General features: G+C 45.3%; 15 protein-coding genes. 10 read left to right on the forward strand and 5 right to left on the reverse strand.

The features are described from left to right. Positions 1–36 precede the first annotated feature (36 nt). The 6 genes from murJ (at position 37) to ispH (ending at position 7,695) form a co-directional block, all read left to right on the forward strand. Entirely contained in the window at positions 37–1,599 is a 1,563-nt protein-coding gene (gene murJ, locus DPF91_RS18375) for a murein biosynthesis integral membrane protein MurJ (protein ID WP_117235907.1), read from the forward strand. Positions 1,600–1,686: 87 nt separating this feature from the next. Next, the gene (gene ribF, locus DPF91_RS18380) at positions 1,687–2,622 is read left to right on the forward strand and encodes a bifunctional riboflavin kinase/FAD synthetase (protein ID WP_117235908.1); all 936 of its coding nucleotides are present in this window, start codon (positions 1,687–1,689) and stop codon (positions 2,620–2,622) included. Positions 2,623–2,686: 64 nt separating this feature from the next. Continuing rightward, positions 2,687–5,548 carry an isoleucine--tRNA ligase gene (gene ileS / locus DPF91_RS18385; RefSeq protein WP_117235909.1) on the forward strand — a complete coding sequence of 954 codons (2,862 nt, stop codon included), beginning with the start codon at positions 2,687–2,689 and terminating at the stop codon, positions 5,546–5,548. A 90-nt stretch (positions 5,549–5,638) separates the two neighbouring features. Then, a complete protein-coding gene (gene lspA, locus DPF91_RS18390) occupies positions 5,639–6,151 on the forward strand; it encodes a signal peptidase II (protein WP_117235910.1) in 513 nt (170 codons plus the stop codon). Between the two features lie 126 nt (positions 6,152–6,277). Beyond that, positions 6,278–6,709, forward strand: a complete 432-nt coding sequence (fkpB, locus tag DPF91_RS18395) for an FKBP-type peptidyl-prolyl cis-trans isomerase (RefSeq protein ID WP_117235911.1) — start codon at positions 6,278–6,280, stop codon at positions 6,707–6,709. Between the two features lie 20 nt (positions 6,710–6,729). Beyond that, entirely contained in the window at positions 6,730–7,695 is a 966-nt protein-coding gene (gene ispH, locus DPF91_RS18400; protein ID WP_164684233.1) for a 4-hydroxy-3-methylbut-2-enyl diphosphate reductase, read from the forward strand. 84 nt (positions 7,696–7,779) lie between these two features. Here the strand turns inward: ispH and btsR are convergent, their stop codons facing one another. The 3 genes from btsR to DPF91_RS18415 form a co-directional block, all read right to left on the reverse strand. Then, the gene (gene btsR / locus DPF91_RS18405; protein ID WP_117235912.1) at positions 7,780–8,505 is read right to left on the reverse strand and encodes a two-component system response regulator BtsR; all 726 of its coding nucleotides are present in this window, start codon (positions 8,503–8,505) and stop codon (positions 7,780–7,782) included. A 23-nt stretch (positions 8,506–8,528) separates the two neighbouring features. Continuing rightward, the gene (locus DPF91_RS18410; protein ID WP_117235913.1) at positions 8,529–10,193 is read right to left on the reverse strand and encodes a sensor histidine kinase; all 1,665 of its coding nucleotides are present in this window, start codon (positions 10,191–10,193) and stop codon (positions 8,529–8,531) included. Between the two features lie 155 nt (positions 10,194–10,348). Beyond that, on the reverse strand, positions 10,349–11,833 hold the full coding sequence (locus DPF91_RS18415) for a carbon starvation CstA family protein (RefSeq protein WP_117235914.1): 1,485 nt from the start codon (positions 11,831–11,833) through the stop codon (positions 10,349–10,351). Between the two features lie 287 nt (positions 11,834–12,120). On the opposite strand from DPF91_RS18415, the gene DPF91_RS18420 reads away from it, so the two are divergent. Together DPF91_RS18420 and DPF91_RS18425 are read left to right on the forward strand one after the other, a co-directional pair. After that, positions 12,121–14,433 (forward strand): ATP-binding protein, encoded by a 2,313-nt coding sequence (locus DPF91_RS18420; RefSeq protein WP_117235915.1) that lies wholly within the window; start codon positions 12,121–12,123, stop codon positions 14,431–14,433. 61 nt (positions 14,434–14,494) lie between these two features. Then, positions 14,495–14,836, forward strand: a complete 342-nt coding sequence (locus DPF91_RS18425; protein WP_117235916.1) for a DUF2799 domain-containing protein — start codon at positions 14,495–14,497, stop codon at positions 14,834–14,836. Between the two features lie 56 nt (positions 14,837–14,892). Here the strand turns inward: DPF91_RS18425 and murQ are convergent, their stop codons facing one another. Next, positions 14,893–15,813 carry an N-acetylmuramic acid 6-phosphate etherase gene (murQ, locus tag DPF91_RS18430; RefSeq protein WP_117235917.1) on the reverse strand — a complete coding sequence of 307 codons (921 nt, stop codon included), beginning with the start codon at positions 15,811–15,813 and terminating at the stop codon, positions 14,893–14,895. Positions 15,814–15,821: 8 nt separating this feature from the next. Next, the gene (locus tag DPF91_RS18435) at positions 15,822–16,937 is read right to left on the reverse strand and encodes an anhydro-N-acetylmuramic acid kinase (RefSeq protein WP_117235918.1); all 1,116 of its coding nucleotides are present in this window, start codon (positions 16,935–16,937) and stop codon (positions 15,822–15,824) included. Positions 16,938–17,038: 101 nt separating this feature from the next. Between DPF91_RS18435 and nagZ the strand changes: the two genes are divergently transcribed. Both nagZ and DPF91_RS18445 read left to right on the forward strand, forming a co-directional pair. Beyond that, on the forward strand, positions 17,039–18,037 hold the full coding sequence (gene nagZ / locus DPF91_RS18440; RefSeq protein WP_117235919.1) for a beta-N-acetylhexosaminidase: 999 nt from the start codon (positions 17,039–17,041) through the stop codon (positions 18,035–18,037). 193 nt (positions 18,038–18,230) lie between these two features. Then, complete coding sequence (locus DPF91_RS18445) at positions 18,231–19,304, forward strand: 3-deoxy-7-phosphoheptulonate synthase (protein WP_117235920.1); 1,074 nt, start codon at positions 18,231–18,233, stop codon at positions 19,302–19,304. Positions 19,305–19,346: the final 42 nt, after the last annotated feature.

Here is a 19,346-nt window from a genome sequence, read left to right on the forward strand (position 1 = left end):
TAATAAAAGTGTGTTGGTTTTCTATCTGAGGTTAATGTGAGTAAAAGACTGCTCAAGTCTGGCATGATTGTCAGTGCGATGACGCTCGTATCCCGCGTCCTAGGCTTAGTGCGCGATATTGTAGTGGCAAATTTAATGGGGGCAGGAGCGAGCGCTGATGTTTTCTTCTTCGCTAATAAAATCCCCAACTTCCTGCGTCGCCTTTTTGCTGAAGGTGCCTTCTCGCAAGCCTTTGTTCCTGTCCTAACGGAATATCATGCCTCTGGTGATATGGATAAAACCCGTCAACTGATTGCTCGGGCCGCAGGTACCTTAGGCGTTATTGTCTCTATTGTTACCGTACTTGGCGTTTTAGGCTCAGGAGTCGTGACTGCGCTGTTCGGCTTTGGTTGGTTCTTGGATTGGATGAACGATGGCCCATCTGCGGGTAAATTCGAACTAGCCAGTCTGATGCTCAAAATTACCTTTCCTTATTTATGGTTCATTACCTTTGTTGCGTTATCTGGCGCGATTCTTAACACATTGGGTAAGTTTGCGGTTTCGTCTTTTACTCCTGTTTTCCTCAATGTGATGATTATTCTGTCTGCGTGGTTGATCGCTCCGCAGTTATCACAACCTGAGATTGGTCTTGCAATAGGTGTGTTCCTCGGTGGTTTGGTGCAATTCCTATTTCAGATCCCTTTCCTTATTAAAGCCGGTGTGATGGTTAAGCCCAAGTGGGGTTGGCGAGATCCTGGTGTCGTGAAGATCCGCACGCTAATGATCCCTGCTTTGTTTGGTGTCTCGGTAAGCCAAATTAACCTGTTATTCGACACGTTTATTGCTAGCTTCCTTGAAACGGGCTCAATCAGTTGGCTCTATTATTCAGACCGGCTTCTTGAATTTCCTCTAGGCTTATTTGGTATCGCGATTGCTACCGTAATCCTCCCAGCGCTTTCTCGCAAACATGTCGATGATGAGGGAGAAGGCTTTGCTCATACCATGGACTGGGGGGTCCGCATGGTGATGTTGCTCGGTGTGCCTGCGATGCTTGGCTTAATTGTGTTAGCAAAACCAATGCTGATGGTGTTGTTTATGCGTGGTGAGTTTAGCCCACAAGATGTTGAATTTGCATCGATGTCTTTAATGGCTTACGCCTCGGGTCTGTTGAACTTTATGCTGATTAAGGTGCTAGCGCCTGGCTACTACTCGCGCCAAGATACCAAGACGCCAGTGAAGTACGGCATTATTGCGATGGTTTCGAACATGGTATTCAATGCCATCTTTGCATGGTTCTATGGTTATGTCGGCTTGGCGATGGCAACTGCACTGTCGGCATTCGTCAATATGTCGCTACTTTATCGAGGCCTACACCTAGCAAAGGTTTATCAACTAACCAAGAAAACGTTATTGTTTATTGCTCGTTTGATCGTTGCTGGTGGGGCGATGGTTGCTGTGATTCTTTGGCAGCTTGAAGAGATGCAAGTTTGGTTATCCTGGACTTTAGTAGAACGAGTTTTCTGGTTAACAACATTAATAGGATTGGGTGCAGCAGTTTACTTGATCACTTTGCTTGTTTTGGGTATTCGCTTAAAAGATGTAAAAGCAGCGACAGAATAAGTCAGATTAGTATATAATCCGTCAGTTTCACGCTTTTAGAAGCAAGCTTTACGAGTAAATAGACTTAATAGGTTGTAGTGACACCCAATGGAATTAATCCGAGGCATTCACAATATCAAACCACATCATGCAGGATGTGTACTGACAATTGGCAACTTTGATGGCGTACATTTAGGTCATCAAGCGGTACTTGAGCAGGTTTCTGAGAAGGCCAAGCAGTTAGGTTTGCCATCCACGGTGATGACGTTTGATCCGCAACCCCTTGAATTATTTGCTCGTGATAAAGCACCAGCTCGCTTAACTCGACTGAGAGATAAGTATGTTCAACTCAGTAAACTGAGTATTGAGCGTTTATTGTGTGTTAACTTCAACCGTCGTTTTGCTAATCAAAGCCCTGATGAGTTCATTACTGACTTGTTGGTCAAACGATTGGGTGTTAAGTTTTTGGTAGTTGGTGACGATTTTTGTTTTGGTAAGAATCGTGAAGGCAACTTTCAGATGTTACAACAAGCCGGTGAAAAATTTGGTTTTGAAGTCGTTAGCACGCAAAGTTTCCGTTTACAGCAGTTGCGAGTAAGTAGTACTGCGATTCGTGAAGCATTAGCAGGCGATAATTTAGACTCTGCTGCCCATATGCTGGGGCGTGATTACAGCATTAGCGGTCGTGTTTCTCACGGTCGTAAATTAGGAAGAACTATTGGCTTTCCTACGGCGAACATCCCACTTAAACGTTGTGTATCACCCGTTTCAGGTGTATACGCGGTTCAAGCATTGGGCTTGGGGGAACAACCGGTCAACGGCGTTGCCAATATTGGTAACAGACCTACGGTAAATGGCGTTCGCCAACAACTCGAAGTTCATTTATTTGACTTTCAGGCTAATTTATATGGCAAACAACTGGAAATCGTACTTCGACATAAGCTGCGAGATGAGAAAAAATTCGAATCTTTTGACGCTTTAAAACAACAAATCGAATTGGATGCTGAGGCAGCAAGGGTGTGGCTGCAGCAGTGTAAAGCCTAAGTCGTTTAGTTCGCGGCTTAGCATAATGTCTAACTGTCACCCAACACAACGGAATTAAGAATCGATGAGTGAGTATAAAGATACCCTGAACTTACCTGAAACAGGGTTTCCGATGCGCGGTAATCTGGCTAATCGCGAGCCAGAAATGCTTAAGCGTTGGTACAAAGAAGACCTTTACGGCGAGATCCGTAAAGCGAAGAAAGGCAAGAAATCTTTCGTTCTACACGATGGTCCTCCATACGCTAACGGTGACATTCACATTGGTCACGCGTTAAACAAGATTCTTAAAGACATTATTATTAAATCCAAAACACTTTCTGGTTTTGATGCACCGTACATTCCAGGTTGGGACTGTCACGGGCTACCAATTGAACTAATGGTAGAGAAGAAGAAAGGCAAGCCAGGCCAAAAAATCTCTGCGGCAGAGTTCCGTGAAGAGTGTCGTAAATACGCGGCAGGCCAGGTAGAGGGCCAAAAAGAGAGCTTCAAGCGCCTTGGTATCATGGGTGAGTGGGATAAGCCTTACCGCACGATGGACTTCGGTACAGAAGCGAACATCATCCGTGCACTCGGTAAGATTGCTGACAACGGTCACCTACTAAAAGGCTTCAAACCTGTTCACTGGTGTACTGACTGTGGCAGCGCACTAGCAGAGGCAGAAGTTGAGTACAAAGATAAAGTATCTCCTTCTATCGATGTTCGCTTTAAAGCGGCTGATGAAGCAGCACTGGTATCTAAGTTCTCTGTCGCAGAAGGCCACGAAGGTCAAGGCGATATCTCTATCGTTATCTGGACAACAACGCCATGGACACTGCCTGCAAACCGCGCAGTATGTCTACGTGATGATCTAGAGTACGTTCTTATCCAAACTGAGGCTTCTCCTGAAAACGGACAGCAGCCTGAGCGGATCATCGTAGCTTCTGAGCTAGCGAAAGACGTAATGGATCGCGCGGGTATCGAGCACTTCCATAACCTAGGTTTTGCGAAGGGTGAAGATCTTGAACTGTCTCAGTTCAACCACCCATTCTACGACTTCACGGTTCCTGCGATCCTTGGCGATCACGTAACAACTGACTCTGGTACTGGTGTGGTTCACACAGCACCTGGCCACGGTCAAGAAGACTTCGCGGTTGGTAAAAAATACGACCTAGAAGTAGCGAACCCAGTTGGCTCAAACGGCGTTTACCTACCAGATACCGAGCTATTCGCTGGTCAGCACGTATTCAAAGCGAACGATTCAGTACTAGAAGTTCTGAAAGAAAAAGGTGCACTTCTACACCACCACGCTTACGAGCACAGCTACCCACACTGTTGGAGACACAAAACGCCAATCATCTTCCGTGCAACACCGCAGTGGTTCGTATCGATGGACCAAGCAGGTCTTCGTGCAAACGCACTAGAAGCGATCAAAGGTGTTGAGTGGATGCCTGAGTGGGGTCAAAGCCGTATCGAAGGTATGGTTGAAGGACGCCCTGAGTGGTGTATCTCTCGTCAACGTACTTGGGGTGTGCCAATCGCTCTATTCGTTCACAAAGAGACATCAGAACTTCACCCGAACACAATTGAACTGGTAGAAAAAGTTGCTCAGCTAGTTGAAGAAAAAGGCATTCAAGCTTGGTGGGATGTAGAAATTGCAGACCTACTAGGTGAAGACGCTGACAAGTACGAGAAAGTACTGGATACGCTAGACGTATGGTTCGATTCAGGTGTGACTCACTACTCAGTAGTAGACTCACGTGAAGAGTACAACGGTAACAAGACAGACCTATACCTAGAGGGTTCTGACCAGCACCGTGGTTGGTTCCAGTCTTCTCTAATTTCATCTATCGCGATGAAAGGCGAAGCGCCATACAAGCAAGTGCTAACGCACGGCTTCGTAGTAGATGGTAACGGCCGTAAGATGTCTAAATCTATCGGTAACGTGGTTGCACCAAAAGATGTAACTAACAAGCTAGGTGCTGACATTCTGCGTTTATGGGTTGCTTCTACCGACTACACTGGTGAAGTAGCGGTTTCTGATGAAATCCTAAAACGCTCTGCTGATGCTTACCGTCGTATCCGTAACACAGCACGTTTCTTCCTAGCTAACCTAAGCGGCTTTAACCCTGCTACAGATATGGTTGCACCAGAAGATATGGTAGCGCTAGATCGCTGGGCTGTAGGTCGTGCATTAGCGGCTCAAGAAGAGATCGTGAAAGCATACGAAGAGTACAACACACACGGTGTTACTCAGCGTCTAATGCAGTTCTGTTCAGTAGAGATGGGTTCATTCTACCTAGACGTAATCAAAGACCGTCAGTACACAGCAAAAGAGGGCGGTAACGCTCAACGTAGCTGTCAGACAGCACTTTACTACATCGTGGAAGCACTTGTTCGTTGGATGGCTCCTATCATGTCGTTCACAGCAGATGAAATCTGGAACGAGATGCCAAGCTCTCTACCTACTGGTGAGCAGCGTGATAAGTTCGTATTCACAGGCGAGTGGTTCGAAGGTCTATTTGGTTTAGCGGAAGGTGAAGAGCTAAGCAACGAATTCTGGGCTGAAATCCAGACCGTTCGTGGCGCAGTGAACAAGCTTCTAGAAGATGCGCGTAAAGACAAGACTATCGGTGGTTCTCTGCAAGCGGAAGTAACGCTATACGCTGACGATGCACTAGCAGCTAAGATCAACAAACTTGAAGATGAACTACGTTTCGTTCTTCTGACTTCAGCGGCTACAGTAAAACCACTGAGCGAGAAGACAGACGCAGCACAAGCGACAGATGTTGAAGGTCTATTCGTTGAAGTTGCAGCGACAGAGAACGAGAAGTGTGACCGCTGTTGGCACCACACTCCAGATGTAGGCACTATTGCAGGTCACGAAAAAGTTTGTGGTCGTTGTGTGTCGAATATCGACGGTGAAGGCGAAACTCGTCGTTACGCATAATTAGTTGATCTTTATGTAACTTCTATAGCCCCAGTATCTACTGGGGTTATTTTTAGGAGCCATTCTAGGTTTCAGTTTTCAGGGGATAGGATGTCAAACATTCCATTAAAACAATCAGGTGTTCGTTGGCTGTTACTTGCTTTCGTCATTTTTCTTGCAGATATCGCCATCAAGTTTGTCGTTATGGAGAACATGGGTTACGGCTGGTCGAATCGCATTGAGATTCTGCCTTTCTTCAACTTACTGTATGTCCACAACTACGGAGCTGCGTTTAGCTTCTTGAGTGACCAAGGTGGCTGGCAGCGCTGGTTCTTTACGGCTATTGCATTTGCAGTGACTGCGATGCTGACGTACTGGATGAGTAAGCTACCCGCAAAAGAAAAGTGGAACAACATTGCTTATGCGATGATCATTGGTGGTGCAGTAGGCAACGTATTTGACCGTGTCGTGCATGGCTTTGTTGTCGATTACCTAGATTTTTACTGGGGCACTTATCACTGGCCTGCATTCAACCTTGCAGATATGGGTATTTGTATCGGTGCAGCAATGATCATTCTTGACGGCTTTCGAAAAGATAAAGAGCCTGAGCAGAAAGAGAGCTAAGCCTCGAAGTGTAAATTAAATGAATAACCACAAGCGCTGTCCGTTGATTCGGACCGCGCTTTTTTAGTATAAGAGGGTACCTCACAAAAAAGCGTGAGATAACGATAACAACAAGGAAGCAGAAACGTGGCAGTCATCGCACAAAACTCGGCAGTAACTCTGCATTTTACTATCAAAATGAATGACGGTTCTGTCGCAGACAGCACGCATAATATGGGCAAACCCGCTAAGCTAATTATTGGTGATGGTAGCTTGAGTGACAACTTTGAGCAGTGCTTAATTGGCTTAGAAAGCGGTGATAATCAGTCGATTGAGCTAAAAGCGGCTGATGCTTTTGGCATGCCAAATCCAGATAATGTTCATCATATGGATCGCGCTAAGTTTGTTGGCGATGCAGAGGTCGAAGTGGGCACCATCATGGCGTTTTCTGGTCCAGACGGTATGGAAATTCCAGGGATTATTACTGATATTGCTGGAGATTCAGTGACCGTTGATTTTAATCATCCGCTCGCAGGGCAAGATGTGACTTTTGAAGTTGAGATTTTGACAGTAGAATAGCGAGCCAAAAGATAAGTACCATGAGCAACGAAATGAAAATTCTCTTAGCCAACCCACGTGGCTTTTGTGCGGGTGTTGACCGTGCTATCAGCATTGTTGAACGTGCCCTAGAAATGTATCAACCGCCAATCTACGTGCGTCATGAAGTCGTGCATAATCGCTTTGTGGTAGAAGGACTAAAGCAGCGCGGTGCTATCTTCGTTGAAGAACTAAACGAAGTGCCAGACGATAACATTGTGATCTTTTCTGCTCACGGTGTATCTCAAGCGGTACGCAAAGAAGCGAAAGAACGTGACCTGACGGTTTTTGATGCAACCTGTCCACTGGTAACGAAAGTACACATGGAAGTAGCTCGTGCGAGCCGCAAACATATGGAAGTAGTGCTGATTGGTCATGCTGGCCATCCAGAAGTGGAAGGCACTATGGGGCAGTACGCAAGCGATGAGGGCGGCATGTATTTGGTTGAAAAACCAGAGGACGTGGTGAAGCTAAAAGAGATGGTTAAAGACCCAACTCATCTGCATTACGTGAGTCAAACAACTCTTTCAGTTGATGAAACGGCAGACGTCATTGAAGAGCTTCGTCGCGTCTTTCCTGATATCCAAGGTCCACGAAAAGATGATATCTGTTACGCAACCCAAAACCGCCAAGACGCGGTGCGTGATATGGCATCCGATGTTGAAGTCGTGGTGGTGGTTGGCTCTAAGAACTCATCGAATTCAACGCGCCTTAAAGAACTAGCAGAAAAGCTTGGCACTCCGGGTTACTTAACTGATTGTCCAGAAGACATTCAAACTGAATGGTTAGATGGCAAGAAGAAAGTCGGCGTTACTGCCGGGGCTTCTGCTCCTGAAGAGTTGGTAAACAAGATCATTGGGCGCATCAAAGAAATTATCGGTGTGGATGAGATTGAAGAGATCCAAGGTCGAGAAGAGAACATGTTCTTTGAAGTACCTAAAGAGCTTCAAATTAAGCAAGTAGACTAATCCCTCTATTCCTATGAATTCGAAAGGCGGCCATCAGGTCGCCTTTTTGTTATCTACAATCGAATATCTAATTGAAGAAGTGGTTCAACCGCTAATCCCAAGCAGTTCTTTAAGTAGCTTAAAGTAGCGCCGACTGACAGGTACGTCAAAGCCTGAACGAGTGATGATCTCGGCCAATCCGTTTTCGAGTAACTTGATCTCGCGGATCGTTTTTGAATTGACTAAATATTGACGATGACAGCGTATCAGTGAGGTCTTTTCCTCTAATACCTTAAGCGTTAATTGTGTGCTGGCTGTTTGCGCAGCCGTCTGAATATGAACACCGCTGATGTCCGTAAACGCGCATTCAACTTGTTCTGTTGCAAGCATAACAATACGGTTTAATCCCACACATGGAATTTGTTCTAATCTGTCCGGGGCAATGATTTGGACATCACTCGGTTCGTGCTGGTGGGCCTCTTTTTTAAGTCGACACAGGGTTTTATTTAAGCGTTTAGGGTCAAGAGGTTTCAGTAAGTAATCAAATGCATTGTCTTCAAAGGCTTGAATCGCGTAGTCATCAAATGCTGTCACAAACACGACCCTCGGCATAGTATCCGGGTCAAGCATGCTTAAGAGTTCAATACCTGAGACTTGTGGCATTTGAATATCGAGAAAAACGACATCAGGTTTCAATTCATTGATTTTTTGTAATCCAATAATCGCATTGGGCGCTTCTCCCAATACCTCAACCTGACCGCTTTCAATTAAAAGCTGGCATAATTCCTCACGGGCAAATTGTTCGTCATCAATGACCACTGCATTTAACATCGTGCTTCTCGCTAGATTCCCTGTTAGTAGGGAATAATAAAGCTCATTTGCGTCAAAGACTCCCGTTCACAGCGAATTTTGAGTGCTGAATCTTGCCCAAATTGATTTATGAGGCGGCGATCAACTATCTCCATTCCCAAGCCCGAGTGGCTTTGTTCTGGTTCTTGATAAAGGCCGGCGTTATCTTCCACCATAATTTCATAGCCTTGCGCTAACCTTGTACTAGTGACTCTGATTAACCCACCTTCGATTAGATGCGAAATACCATGCTTAATGGCGTTCTCGACTAGAGGCTGTAAGGTAAAGCTGGGAAGCTTGGTGTCGAGAAGCTCTGGCGCAATATCAATGACTACATTAAGTCGGTCAGTAAAGCGAGCCTTCTCAATGCTGAGGTATGAATCAACGTGCTCTAGCTCTTCTTTCAGGGTGACGACATTGATGTTCTGTTTTAAGTTACTGCGGAAAAACTGAGACAACTTTTGGATCAGCTCTCGCGCTTTATCAGGATCTTTTCGGGTTATCGCACTGATGGTATTGAGTGCGTTGAATAAAAAGTGCGGGTTTACTTGAGCATGGAGCAACTTGATCTCCGATTGAGCAAGTAGACTCTGTTGTTGTTGATAAGTACCAAATAGGATCTGGCTAGAAAGTAACTGGGCGATACCTTCGGCCATTGACATATTGACCGTAGAAAATAGCTTATGTTTACGTTCGTACAGCTTTATGGTTCCAATTACTTCTTTTCCTGCTCTTAACGGAATGATCAGTGCGGAGCCAAGTTTGCAGTGAGGACTCAATGAGCATTGGTAAGGGTGCTCTTTACCATCAAGATAGATGATTCGGTCGTGTTTTAAAGAGTCCCAAGTACATTGTGAAGAGATAGGGGTATTAGGCTTATGGTGATCATCACCGATGCCGATAAAGGATAAGATTTTCTCTTGGTCGGTAATTGCTACCGCACCGACATTGGTTTCTTCATAGACGATACGAGCGATCTTCTCTGCATTCTCACTGTTGAAGCCGTTCGTTAAGATCCCTACAGAACGATCCGCTATGGTTAGTGCACGGCGAGAAAATGCGGCTGAGTATTTCTCGACCATAGTTTTTCTGTCTTGCAGGATGTTCATAAACAAAGCCGCGCCCACCGAGTTAGCGATGATCATCGGGGCGGCAATCTCTGAAACTAGGTTATAAGCCTGGTCGAAGGGCTTGGCGACTATCAACAGAATCAGCATTTGAACCACTTCGGCAATGAAAGTGATCCCAAAGACAATCGCTGGATTAAACAGGTATCTACCGAGATTTTTACGCAGTAAATATACATGCAGTAGACCACCGATGAGACCTTCCGCTGTGGTTGAAATAGCACAAGCGAGGTCGGTAAATCCTCCCAAGGTATAGCGATGAATACCGCCCGTTAATCCCACAGCAAAGCCAACAACAGGACCTCCAAATAATCCACCCATAACAGCACCAATCGCTCTGGTATTCGCAATAGCATCGTTGATCTGCAAGCCAAAGTAGGTACCTAGAATACAAAATGCAGAAAACATGAAGTAACAGATAATACGGTGGCTAAGGTGGGAGGAAATGTTGAGTAGTGGAAGAACCAGAGGGGTTTTACTCAGCATGTATGCCAGCATTAAGTAGACGCACATTTGCTGTAGAAGAGAGAGGATCAATTCCATGGTTACTTTCCGCTGTTAGATAGAGGTTCAAAGTATCAAACTTCAACTTTGGGCGTGAGTTTAGGATTATTTAATTGAGAGCTTAGTTTGACTTTCTAGTGGGGTGAAACAACAAGAGCCTGCACGCAGCTGGCTCTTAGGGTTAAAGAGTTTCACTAGGCTGTTTTAGTTGTACCTGAAGGTTTCTCTTCATCAGCAAGGTCTGTTTCACCTTTGCCTTTCGAGCTCTTAATGACATAAGTCGCTACCGCTAGGGTAAATAGCATGCCTGCAATTGTTGATATTTGCATAGGCAAGCCGAATCCTAAAGTACTGTTGTTCAAAATGAAGGTGACACATACCGTAGTCATAAACATCGCAGGTACTGTGGTAATCCAGTGGTTCTTGTTATGACGAAGTAGGTAAGCTGAAGCTGTCCACAACATCATTACCGCCGTTGATTGGTTAGCGAAACCGAAGTAACGCCAGATGATACCGAAGTCCACTTGAGTCAGAATTCCACCGATAACGAATAGAGGTAGAGCCATCATCAGGCGATTACGCAGTGTCTTTTGTTCCATGTTGAAGTATTCAGCGAGGATCAGACGGCTAGAACGGAATGCTGTGTCACCTGAAGTAATTGGTAGGATAACTACGCCAAGGAACGCAAGTACACCACCTACGACACCTAACAGGCCAAACGATGCGCTGTACACGACATTACCTGGGCCACCATTCTTAACTGCTTCTGCAAGGCCATCCATACTGCCGAAGAAAGAAAGTGCTAGTGCACACCAGATGAGCGCAATCACACCTTCACCAATCATTGCTCCATAGAACACGAAGCGCCCGTTCTTCTCATTCTCCATACAACGCGCCATCAGAGGTGACTGAGTTGCGTGGAAACCAGAGATAGCACCACAAGCAATGGTGATAAACAGTGCAGGCCATAGCGGCATATCGTTAGGGTTTAGGTTAGAGAACATATCGCCTACTTGGAACTCACCCATAACAGTATGTTCACTTGAGAAAGCAACCGCTGTCATCAGACCTACTGACATGAAAATAAGTAGAGCGCCAAACAGTGGGTAGAATCGGCCAATAATCTTATCAACAGGAACAATGGTAGCGATGATGTAGTAAGCGAAGATCGCAATAACCATGGTACTCATGCTGATCGTTAGGTCAGTTTGATCATTGATAAGGTTTGTTAGCATGCCGGCAGGTGCAGAAACGAACACCACACCAACAAGAAGCAACAGGATAATAGCAAAGACGTTCATAAAATGTTTAGCGCCATTACCCAGGTAGCGACCTGTGATGGTGGGAACCGAAGCACCACCATTGCGAACCGATAGCATGCCTGAGAAGTAGTCATGCACGGCACCAGCAAATATACAGCCAACCACAATCCATAGCATCGCTGCAGGGCCGTATAGAGCCCCCATGATTGGACCAAAGATAGGACCCACACCAGCAATGTTCAATAGTTGAACGAGGTAAACCTTTTTAGTCGACATTGGGACATAGTCAACGCCATCAGCTTTGGTATGAGCAGGGGTCTTACGCGCTTCATTGATACCGAACACTTTCTCAATGAATGCACCGTAAATAAAATAGCCACCGATAAGAGCAGCAACACAGGTTAAGAACCATAACATAGCAATTATCCTTAATTGAATGGATTAAGTTTCACTTTCATAGTGCAGTCTATTGTTCGGAAGGTTTCCTTTCATTGGTCTAAAAGGTGAGTGGTCGTATAGAGAATTAAGTGGTTTCGTAAGATGTCGACTCGATCGCATTTTGAACGAGAGACTGTTATTTTATGTTGAATTAGTTGTTAAATATATTTTGAAATGTCGTGCTGTATTACTCAGGGATGTTTGATACATTTACAACAAATATGTTTATTTAGGTTCATGGGACCCTAGTCAGCAAGGAGTGCTGCATGTCGTTACAACCTTTCTTCTATGCCAATGGACATCTATCCATTCGCGGGCGTCTCGCCACGGTGTTCTTTGTTTTGGTTCTACTGACAGCGACGGCTGTTGGTGTGAATTACTACTCCTTTTCCAAGCTCGAATCCTCGATTCAAAACTATCGAGTAGATGTGGTTCAGCGACAAACAATGTTGACCGATATCCGTAACCAATTGGGTTATGGGGGGGCAATTCACCATTTCAAAAACTTCGTTCTTCGAGGGGAAACCCGTTATCTCAGCGCCGCGAAATCCGGATTTAAGAATGCCCTTTCTACCATTGAGCATTACCATGACCTAGAACTCACCGCAGAAGAATCAAAGGCACTAGTTTTATTAACGGGTGTAATTCGTCAATACCAATCTCAGCTAACAGACCTTTATCGTGAGGGGTATGACTCTTCATTGATTTCTATGACCGATGAAAAGGTCAAAGTGGATGATGAACCTGCTATTCGCGCCATCAACCTTCTTTATGATGAAATGAATAACATGCGCCGTAATGCATCAGCCAATAATGATGTTTTGATGAATAACTCGATAGATCTCACCCTGATTGGTGGCACGCTGATCTTTTTAGCCTGTCTCATCGGCTTAGCGTGGGTATACCGTAGTGTCCTAAAGCGCATCTCTAGTTTTGCTGCCTACAGTCGTGAATTGCATGATGGCAATATTCGCTCTGCAGATACCAGTAACTGGGATGAGTTGAGTGAAATTGCTGATAACTACAGCGCCGTCATTGAAGAGCTGAGTATTGAGAAAGATAAAGCAGAAAGCTCAGCAAAGGCGAAATCAGCGTTCTTAGCCACGGTATCTCATGAGATACGTACGCCAATGAATGGTGTGTTAGGGGTTGCGCAGTTACTTGAGAAAAGCCAGTTGAACTCAGAACAACGTTCGCAATTACGTAGTTTGTATGAATCTGGTGAACACATGATGGTATTGCTCAATGAGATTCTCGATTACTCGAAGATTGAAGAAGGGAAGTTGGAACTCGATAAGGTTCCGTTCGCAATGTCTTCTGTGGTTGGCTTCATCCAGAGTATGTATTACTCGATTGCGAAGGATAAAGGCTTAGAGCTCCATATTAATAGTTCTATTGCGTCAAACCGTTGGTACAAAGGTGATCGCTCTCGTCTTCGACAAATTATTTTCAACTTGCTCAACAACGCCATCAAGTTTACCGACCGTGGATATATCGAAATTTCATTTGATGAATCGCAACAGGGGGATCGTCTACGCTTGGATATCGGCGTGAAAGATACCGGTATCGGTATGTCCGAAGAGGTGCAGCAGCGTATCTTTACTCCATTTGAGCAAGCAGATAGCTCGACGACACGTAACTACGGTGGTACAGGACTTGGATTATCCATTGTCAAACGTCTCGCTGAGTTGATGCATGGCCAGGTTTCGGTAAATAGCCAAGAAGGAATGGGGAGCTACTTTAAAGTCTCTGTATACCTTGATGAGACAGAGCCGGTTGAAGATTCGGTCGTACAGACTAAACGCCTAAGTTACGAAGGACTTAAGGCTCTCATTGTTGAAGACAACCGAGTCAATACATTAGTTATAGAGTCTATGCTCAAGCAAAAAGGCTTTGAGGTGGCAAAAGCGGGTAATGGGCGTGAAGGTGTTCAGCTAGCTAGTCAAGAAAGCTTTAACTTGATCTTGATGGATAATCACATGCCATTGATGGATGGCTTGCAGGCGATGCCGCTGATTCGACAGCAAGAGCATAATAAGGATGTTGTGATGTTAGGTTGTACCGCCGATGTGTTTCAAGAGTCTAGAACTAAGATGTTGCAAGCGGGGGCTGACGAGCTAGTCGCTAAACCGATTGTTGAGCGAGAGCTTGATGAAATGTTGGGTGTGTTTGCTAAAAGGTTGTTCAGTGGTGCGGTGGTGTTCAAATCCAACTTTCAACTGAACAATCCGCAACCTACGTTCAATGTTGAAGAGACGTTGCGTAATATTGGATTACCAATGCACATGGCAGAAAACTTCTTTTCGACTGTGATTGAAGAAACTCAAGCTCACCTTGCTATGCTAGCTCAAGGAGTACAGCTAAATGAGCAAGATAAGGTAAAGCACTATACTCATACAGTAAAAGCGACTTGGCGAAATTTAGCCGCTTGGCATCTAGTTTCTATGGCTGAGAATATTGAGCTACAAATTCTGCAACAAGAGCATATCGATACGGTATTGATTGAGAGGTTCATTGAACAATCAGAGCTGCTATTGTCTGAGATTGCTGCTAAAACTCGAGTGCTTGCAGTATCTTAGCTCTGGATAAGCTATGATTGCAGGGTATTTGTAAAACAAAGATTCTGTTTAAGGAAAAGCAATGAAACGAATCGCGATTCTCGCCTCACTGGTTCTACTGTTTGGCTGTAGTGCCAGTGTGCAACAATTAGCTGATGATAACAATTGGTATCAAATTGGCTACCAAGACGGTGTCAAAGGCTCCACTCATCGTTCATATGACGCGTTGAACCGTCTCGGAGATGCGAATATCACAGACTACGAGCAAGGCTACCTTGTAGGGGTAGAAGAGTATTGTAACCCTGATTTCGCATACCAAATTGGATTATCGGGTAGCTACTATGAGGGCGTCTGTGAGGGTACTGAAGATGGTCAGCGATTCCGAATGGAGTGGCAACGTGGCTGGAGTGAGTATAACCTCTAAGCGTTAAACGCCAAGTTCAGAAAGGGCTCAAAAGAGCCCTTTTCGTTTATTTATGGTTACTTATTTGATTCAACAGCGCGGCGTAAGAATCCTTGCTGCTGACGAAGTTGCAGCTTGGCGGTCGTAACGTCCAAACCGGTTAGAATCATTAAGATGGCCAGTTTCACATCGTAATCTGTTTGCTCAAGTGTTTGAGTCGCTTCTAGGGTATCACAGTCGGTCGCTTGCATTACAATGCGTGCCGCACGAGCCACAAGCTTTTTGTTGGTGGCCTTCACATCTACCATCAAGTTTTGATAGCTTTTGCCCAAGCGAATCATACTGGCTGTCGTCAGCATGTTGAGCACGAGTTTCTGTGCGGTACCTGACTTAAGGCGCGTTGAACCTGTTAGTGCTTCAGGGCCAACAACTGGACTAATGGCAATCTTAGCTATGTCAGCAATAGGAGATCCCGGGTTACAAGACAATGCTACAGTGGTAGCGCCAATATCGTTTGCATAACCCAGAGCACCAATTACGTAAGGAGTGCGGCCGCTTGCGGCAATACCCACCACGACATCTTTGTCTGTAAAATCAATAGACTTAAGATCTTCGATGCCAAGTTCAGGTGAGTCTTCTGCCCCTTCTTTGGCCTTTAATATCGCCTCTGGCCCACCTGCGATTAGGCCAATAACCATTTTATCTGAAACGCCGAAAGTCGGCGGACATTCAGAGGCATCGAGTACCCCGAGGCGACCGCTTGTTCCTGCTCCCATATAAATAAGGCGACCACCTTGCTTAAATGCTTCGGTAATTTTATCCACTGCCAGAGCGATTTCTGGTAGCACCTTCTCTACCGCTAGAGGGACCAGTTGATCTTGTTGGTTAATTCTCTGAACGATCTCAAGTGAGGACAATAGGTCGATGTCCATGGTTTCAGGGTTACGACCTTCTGATACAAGATGAGAAAGCGCAGTGATAAGCGCGTCGTTAGTCATAGGTGTCCTTATTTATCCGCAAAGTACATCACACCGAGAGAAGCTAAGCGCGATGCTCCGGTGACCTCAGGCAAGTTGCTTGGCAAGTTATGAATGCGGCAATAGGCGAGCCAAGCAAAGGCCATCGCTTCCATATTGTCGCTATCGACACCTTTATCGTTGGTGGTCATTACGGTCCAATTGGACAGAAGGTCACGGATTCGTGACATCAATAGTGGGTTTTGAGCCCCACCACCGCAGATCAGTAGCTCTGGTTGGCTACCAAGCTGAAACTTGTCCACTTCTTGGGCAATGGTGATTGCGGTGAACTCACACAGCGTGCGTTGAACATCTTGGCTACTCAATGAGTGTTTCGCAAGTTTGCTCTCAAGCCAAGGAAGATTAAACAGCTCTCTTCCAGTGCTTTTTGGGGCTGAAAGTTGTAAGTATTCCTCATTGAGAAGATCGTTGAGTAGGGTCGGATTAACACTACCTTGTTTAGCCAAGTTCGCGTCTTTGTCGAAAGCTTGGTTGGTATGCTTATGACACCATGCGTCCATTAGCATGTTGCCTGGACCGGTATCATAACCAATAGCTTTTTCACCAGGGCGTAATACTGAGATATTAGCGATGCCTCCAATATTGAGTACTACAGTGCTCGAATCAGAGCTGGAAAATAGCGATTGATGGAAAGCCGGAACGAGCGGCGCACCTTGTCCACCTAATGCCATATCTTTACGCCGGAAGTCAGCGACTGTGTCGATACCCGTTATTGCCGCAATGAGATTGGCGTCGCCAAGCTGAATAGTAAATGGCGATTGTCCGTTAGGTTGGTGGAAGACGGTTTGGCCATGATTACCGATCGCGGTGATCTGCGATGCATCAAAGCCACTGTGATTGAGTAACGCTAGGACCGCATCAGCATAAAGCTTACCTAGCTGGTGGTCTATTTCACCCACCTCTACTAAATTGGTTTGTTGTCCTAAGCAGATAGCCAGAACTCTCTGCTTTAAACCTTCTGGATATGAGTACTCGTGTGATGCAATCAGCTTTGGGCAACCGTGTGTAAATTCCACTAACGCTGTGTCTATTCCATCAAGACTCGTTCCTGACATTACTCCAATATATAACTCTCGGCTCGCCATCGTGTGTCCTAAATTCAAAGCGTTAAAACTTATTGTAAAGCTAATTTAAACAGAATAACCTCGTTCAACAACACAAATCGAATCAAGAGCTAGGAGTTTGTATGGGGCCATTATGGGTTGATGTTGAAGGTTACGAGTTGACTGCAGAAGATAAGGAGATTTTGCAACACCCTACGGTAGGTGGCGTGATTCTTTTTGCCCGCAACTATCATGATAGTGAACAACTGTTAGCGTTGAACAAATCAATTCGTGAAGCAGCTAAGCGACCAATCTTAATTGGCGTCGACCAAGAAGGTGGGCGAGTGCAACGTTTCCGTGAAGGCTTTTCCTTGATCCCCGCAGCAGAGCAATACGCTAAGCATACCAATGGTGAACAACTTGCTGAGCTTGGTGGGTGGTTGATGGCCGCTGAGCTGGTGGCGCATGATATTGATTTAAGCTTCGCACCTGTATTGGACAAAGGCCATCAGTGTAAGGCGATTGGTAGTCGTTCGTTTGGTGAGGATATCGACTCAATCATCCGTCATAGTAGTGCTTATATGAAGGGTATGAAGTCGGTTGGTATGGCAACAACAGGTAAGCACTTTCCGGGGCATGGTGGGGTAGTGGCTGACTCGCATCTAGAAACCCCTTTTGATGCTCGAGACACTATTGTTGAACAAGATATGGCTATCTTCCAAGCGCAGATTGAAGCGGGCGTTTTGGATGCAATGATGCCTGCTCATGTAGTGTTTCCGCACTATGATGACCAGCCTGCAAGTGGTTCAACATTTTGGTTGAAACAGATCCTGCGTGAAAAGCTCGGTTTCAAAGGCATAGTTTTCTCTGATGACCTGACGATGGAAGGTGCTGCAATCATGGGTGGGCCAGCAGAGCGTGGACTTCAAGCACTGAATGCTGGCTGTGATATGTTACTGGTATGCAATAAGCGTGATGCTCAAGTTGAAGTGCTAGATAATCTTAAGATCAGTGATATAGCCCCTCACCTTTCTGGTCGCGCTGTCAACCTAATGAAGAAACAAAGCTTTACGCTGAGTGAACTGCGTTTGAGTGACGAATGGAAGCTAGCATCTGAAGCTATGAAGCGGTTGCTTGATTAGCAACCTTGCTGTTGTCAGAACAAGTTGAACAATAAAAACCAGAATGATTACATTCTGGTTTTTATTTACTGTAAATTTTAATTTACAGTAAATGTTTTTTGTAATTTACACTTGCATCTGTTTGTTGATAGATATATGTTGTCTTCAAAGGGAGCAGCTGAAGCTCTGTAAAAAATAATATACAGGCAAGAATATGCAAAAAAGTGAACTAAGCAATATCAACATTAGTGATGAACAGGTTCTAATTACTCCAGAAGAACTAAAGCAAAAGCTACCACTGAGTGACAATGCTCGTCGTTTTATCCAAGAGTCTCGTGAGACGATTGCAAACATCATTCATAAGAAAGATCATCGCCTACTTGTGGTATGTGGCCCATGTTCTATTCATGATGTTGAGGCAGCGAAGGAGTACGCGAAACGTCTTAAAGCCCTTTCAGAGCAACTAAGTGACCAACTGTATATTGTAATGCGTGTGTACTTTGAGAAGCCTCGTACAACGGTAGGCTGGAAAGGTCTTATCAATGACCCTCATCTAGATGGTTCATTCGATATCGAGCACGGTCTGCATGTAGGTCGCGAGCTTTTGGTTGAGCTTGCTGAGATGGAAATCCCACTAGCAACAGAAGCGCTAGACCCAATCAGCCCACAGTACCTAGCAGATACGTTTAGCTGGGCAGCAATCGGCGCTCGTACTACGGAATCACAAACTCACCGTGAAATGGCAAGCGGTCTTTCAATGCCAATCGGCTTTAAGAACGGCACAGATGGCAGCCTAGCTACCGCAGTAAATGCAATGCAGGCAGCATCTTCAAGCCACCGCTTCATGGGTATCAACCGCGAAGGTCAGGTAGCGCTTCTTACTACGCAAGGTAACCCGAATGGTCACGTTATTCTTCGTGGTGGTAAGCAAACTAACTACGATTCAGTGTCAGTAAATGACTGTGAGCAAGAGATGGCGAAGTCTGGTCTTGATGCGTCACTCATGGTTGACTGTAGCCATGCGAACTCTCGCAAAGACTACCGTCGTCAGCCGCTAGTTGCTGAAGATGTTATCCACCAAATTCGTGAAGGCAACAAATCGATCATTGGCCTAATGATTGAAAGCCACATTAACGAAGGTAATCAGCCATCAGATATCCCATTGAGTGAAATGGAATACGGCGTTTCTATCACCGACGCATGTATCAACTGGGACTCGACAGATGAGCTTCTACGCCATGCTCATAAAGAGTTAGTACCATTCCTAGAAGACCGTCTAAAAGGTTAATTTAGGTCTTAATTATCAAATGAATACGCGCCACAAGCTGAC

It is taken from the genome of Vibrio maerlii, assembly GCF_003415655.1.
GTDB classification, from domain to species: Bacteria; Pseudomonadota; Gammaproteobacteria; order Enterobacterales; family Vibrionaceae; genus Vibrio; species Vibrio maerlii.